This window comes from Acidobacteriota bacterium, from assembly GCA_012517875.1.
Taxonomy (GTDB): Bacteria; Acidobacteriota; JAAYUB01; order JAAYUB01; family JAAYUB01; genus JAAYUB01.
Window position 1 is genome coordinate 1 of record JAAYUB010000039.1, and the last position, 3,849, is coordinate 3,849.

Genomic DNA, 3,849 nt, shown 5'->3' on the forward strand with positions numbered 1-3,849 from the left:
CGCGGCGGCGGCCGCCGCGCCGGCGATGGCCGCCCTGACGCCGGAGCGCCGCGCCCACATCCTGGAAGGCGCCGGCGAGTGGCTGCGCGCGCACCGCGACCCGGCGGCCCGGACGCTGGTGGCCCAGGCGGGCAAGCCGCTGGCGCTGGCCCGTGCCGAGGTGGACCGGGCGGGCGACACCTTCCGGGCCGCTGCCCAGGTGGCCCGCCATCCTGAGACGGCCGCCCGCGACCTCGGCGGTTTCGCCAGCGGCGCCGGACGGCTGGCCCTGATGCGACGCGTGCCCGCGGGCCCCGTCCTGGCCGTCACCCCCTTCAACTTCCCGCTGAACCTGGTGGCGCACAAGCTGGCGCCGGCGGTGGCCGCCGGCTGCCCGGTGGTGCTCAAGCCGGCCAGCCAGACACCCACCCCGGCGTTGCTGGTGGGTGAGGCGCTGCTCGCCGCCGGACTGCCGCCGGCAGGGCTATCCGTGCTGCCCGCCGCCGCAGCCGACATGGACCCGCTGGTGGATGATCCCCGCTTCGCCCTCCTCACCTTCACCGGCTCGGCGGCGGTGGGCTGGGCGTTGAAGCGCCGCGCGGCGGCTCGACGGGTGGCGCTGGAGCTCGGCGGCAATGCCGCCGCGGTGGTGGAACCGGACGCCGGGGAACTGGCGGCCGTGGCCGCCCGGCTGGTATCGGGTGCGTTCGCCTACGCCGGCCAGTCGTGCATCAGCGTCCAGCGCGTCTTCGTCCAGGCCCGGATCTACCCGCAGTTCAGACGTCTCCTTATCGATGCGACCCGGACCGTCGCGGCGGGGGATCCCGCCGATGCGGCCACTGTCTGCGGGCCCGTGATCGACGCCGCCAACGCCGACCGGATCATGGCCTGGATCGCCTCGGCGCGCGCCGCCGGCGCCCGGCTGCTCTGCGGCGGCACCCGGCAGGGCACGGTGATCGCGCCGACGCTCCTTGAGAACGTCCCGGCTGCGGAACCACTGGCGGCCGACGAGGTGTTCGGACCCGTGGCGGCGCTCTGGCCGTACGACGATTATGAGGACGCGCTGGCAGGCGTGAACGCCTCGCGCTACGGGCTGCAGGCAGGCATCTTCACCCGGGACCTCGCCAAGATCCGCCGCGCCTGGGACGTGCTCGAGGTGGGTGCGGTCATCCAGGGCGACATGCCCACCTGGCGATCCGATCCCATGCCGTACGGCGGCGTCAAAGACTCGGGCCTCGGCCGCGAGGGCCCGGCGTGGGCGTACCTGGAGATGACCGAGGAGCGGATGCTGGTGCTCCGGGACGAGGGGCGGGGGTAAATTACGAGAGTTGAGGGTTCGGGCTCGTCATTCATCATCGTGATCGTCATCAAGCGTTCACAGGTTCGAAAGTTGGCGGTTCGTCGTCAGTTGGTAGTTGATCGTTGAGAGTTGATCGGAATGCCTCTCCCGTTTCCCGGCTTCCGTCTCCCGTTTCTCGTCTCCCGATTCACCGACTCACATCAGGGCGCCGGCGCTTCCCCGACGGTGATGATCCGGGGAGGCAAAGGCAATGGCGCGCGCCGCCGGGCCGGCGAGCTCCTCAACAGCGACCGAAACCAGCCAGTCTCACGGCGCAACCGTTCGATCTCCGGCAAAGCCGCGCGGGCGCAGCGTACGCCGCGCGCCACCGCATCGTCCAGGGACTGGAACGCCAGCCAGTGAATCCCCTCCAAATCCGGATTCAGGCACAGGTCTGCCGTGGCGCTCTGCAGATCCTCCAACCGGCGGGTGGCGATGCCGTCGGCCCGCAGGATGATGTCCAAGCCATGCTGCCAGGCCACCGTGGGCGGCGGCTCTCGGGACACCCGCACCGCCAGCGCCAGGTCCGCCCCCAGCGCCCATGCGCCGCTGACCGGCGTCTTGTCCACCCAGCCGCCGTCGACGAGCAGCCGCTCGCCGTCCGCCACCGGGCTGTACAGCCCCGGCACGGCGCAACTGGCCATGACCGCCCGGCGGACCGGTCCGCCGGTGATGAGCACCGCCTCGCCGGTATTCAGATCGCCGGCCATGCAGGCGAACGGGATTTGCAGCTCCTCGATGCGGACGTCGGGCAGCAGCTCGGCGATGGCGTGGGCGTACTCCTCCTCGGACACCAGCGACCGGCTGACCAGGGTTTTGCCGATGGCCATCCCCTTGAGGATAAACTGGCGGAGCTGGGCCAGCAGGCCGTCGGCCGCCCCCGGCTCGATGCGCATGAACCGGTGGTAGGTCTTGGAGTCATAGCTCGGGGAATCGAGATACCGGCGCACCTGCGCCAGCACGTCTCCGGCCGTCCCGTGATGGGCGTACATGGCCCCCACCAGGGCGCCGATGCTGGTGCCCACCACCAGGTCCGGCCGCAGCCGGACCTCCTCCAGCACCTGCAGCACGCCGATGTGGGCCAGCCCCCGGGCCGCCCCGCCACCGAGCACCACCGCCAGCTTGCGCCGGGCCATCGCGCCTCCCTGAACCACCGCCGGGTGCAATGATGCCGGCGGGACATCGCCAGCATAAGCCCGGCAATGGTTCGGATCAAGACCGGAATGGCGGATCCCCGCCGCCTTTGGCCGGCTTTTCGCAGGCACCACCGCCGATACAACCGGTTGCATTCCACGTATACAGTGACCATGGAATTCATCCGATCCCTGGATCAGCTGCTGGCGGACGAGGGGCCCTTCGACAGTCGGACGGTGGTCGATGTCGGCTGCGGCGCCGGCGACCTGGTACGCTGGTTCGCCGGCCAGGGGTCCCGCGTGGTGGGGCTCGACGTCCCCGCCCTGCTGGCCCGGGCCGCCGCGGCGCCGCGCGGCGGCGCGGAGCGTTACGTGGCGGGATTGGGCGAAGCGATCCCGCTGGCCCCCGCCTCCGCCGACCGGGTGGTGTTCGCCGCCAGCCTGCACCACGTGGCGCCGGCGCGGATGGCCGACGCCATCCGCGAGGCCGCGCGCGTGCTCAGGCCCGCCGGGCGGGCGGTGTTCCTCGAGCCGGTGAAGCGGTCGGGCGCTTACACCGACATCACCCATCTGTACGAGGATGAAACCAGGGTGCTGCGGCTGGCGGTCGCGGCGCTCCGCGCCGTCCCCCGCGCCGGATTGCGGCGGGCAGCGGAAGATCTCTTCTACCTGGAGCGCTCGTTCCTGGATTACGAACGGCTCATGGCTGTCCTCGTTCCGGAGGAGGAGCGCCGCCGCGAGATTCTCGCCCGGGCGCGAGCGGTGACCGTCGCGCGCGCCGCCGCCGCCGGCGTGGCATTCGATGCGTTCCGCTACCGGTCCATCGTCCGGTTCACCGTGCTCGAGAAGACCGGGACAGCCTGACTCGGGGAGGCCTCGCATGAAGACCATCGGATTCATCGGCGGCACCGGCTGGGTGTCCACGCTGGAATACTACCGCCTGCTCAACGAGGGGGTGAACGCGCGCCTCGGCGGCGTGGAGGCGGCGCGGTGCATCATCTACTCATTCAACTTCGGCGAGATCGCCCGCCTCAAGGCCGGCGACCCGGCGCAGCGCCGCGTCCGGCCGCTGGTGGTGGAGGCCGCCCGGCGTCTGGAGGCGGCGGGCGCCGACGGCCTGGTCCTGTGCGCCAACACGCTACACCTGTTCGCCGAACCGGTGGAAGCCGCGGTGGCCATCCCCGTGATCCACATCGCCGATGCGGTGGCGGCGGCGGTCCGTGCCGCCGACCTCGCCACCGTGGGGCTCCTGGGCACTCGGGCCACCATGGAGCAGGATTTCTACCGAGACCGGCTCGCGGCGGCCGGGATCGCCGCCCGCGTGCCGGTCGAGGCGGACCGCGCCTTCATGGATGACGCCATCATGACCGAGATGGTCCGGGGCGTTTTTCGCCCCGA

General features: G+C 71.7%; 4 protein-coding genes. 3 read left to right on the forward strand and 1 reads right to left on the reverse strand.

Annotated features, from left to right (window positions below):
- A partial coding sequence (locus GX414_05355; GenBank protein ID NLI46516.1) for an aldehyde dehydrogenase family protein occupies positions 1–1,297 on the forward strand: 1,297 nt, incomplete at its 5' end.
- A gap of 182 nt (positions 1,298–1,479) precedes the next feature.
- Here the strand turns inward: GX414_05355 and GX414_05360 are convergent.
- Positions 1,480–2,454, reverse strand: coding sequence for a hypothetical protein (locus tag GX414_05360; protein NLI46517.1), 975 nt, complete (start codon positions 2,452–2,454; stop codon positions 1,480–1,482).
- 171 nt (positions 2,455–2,625) lie between these two features.
- Here GX414_05360 and GX414_05365 point away from each other — a divergent pair, with 171 nt between their 5' ends.
- Entirely contained in the window at positions 2,626–3,315 is a 690-nt protein-coding gene (locus GX414_05365) for a class I SAM-dependent methyltransferase (GenBank protein NLI46518.1), read from the forward strand.
- 16 nt (positions 3,316–3,331) lie between these two features.
- A partial coding sequence (locus GX414_05370; GenBank protein NLI46519.1) for an amino acid racemase occupies positions 3,332–3,849 on the forward strand: 518 nt, incomplete at its 3' end.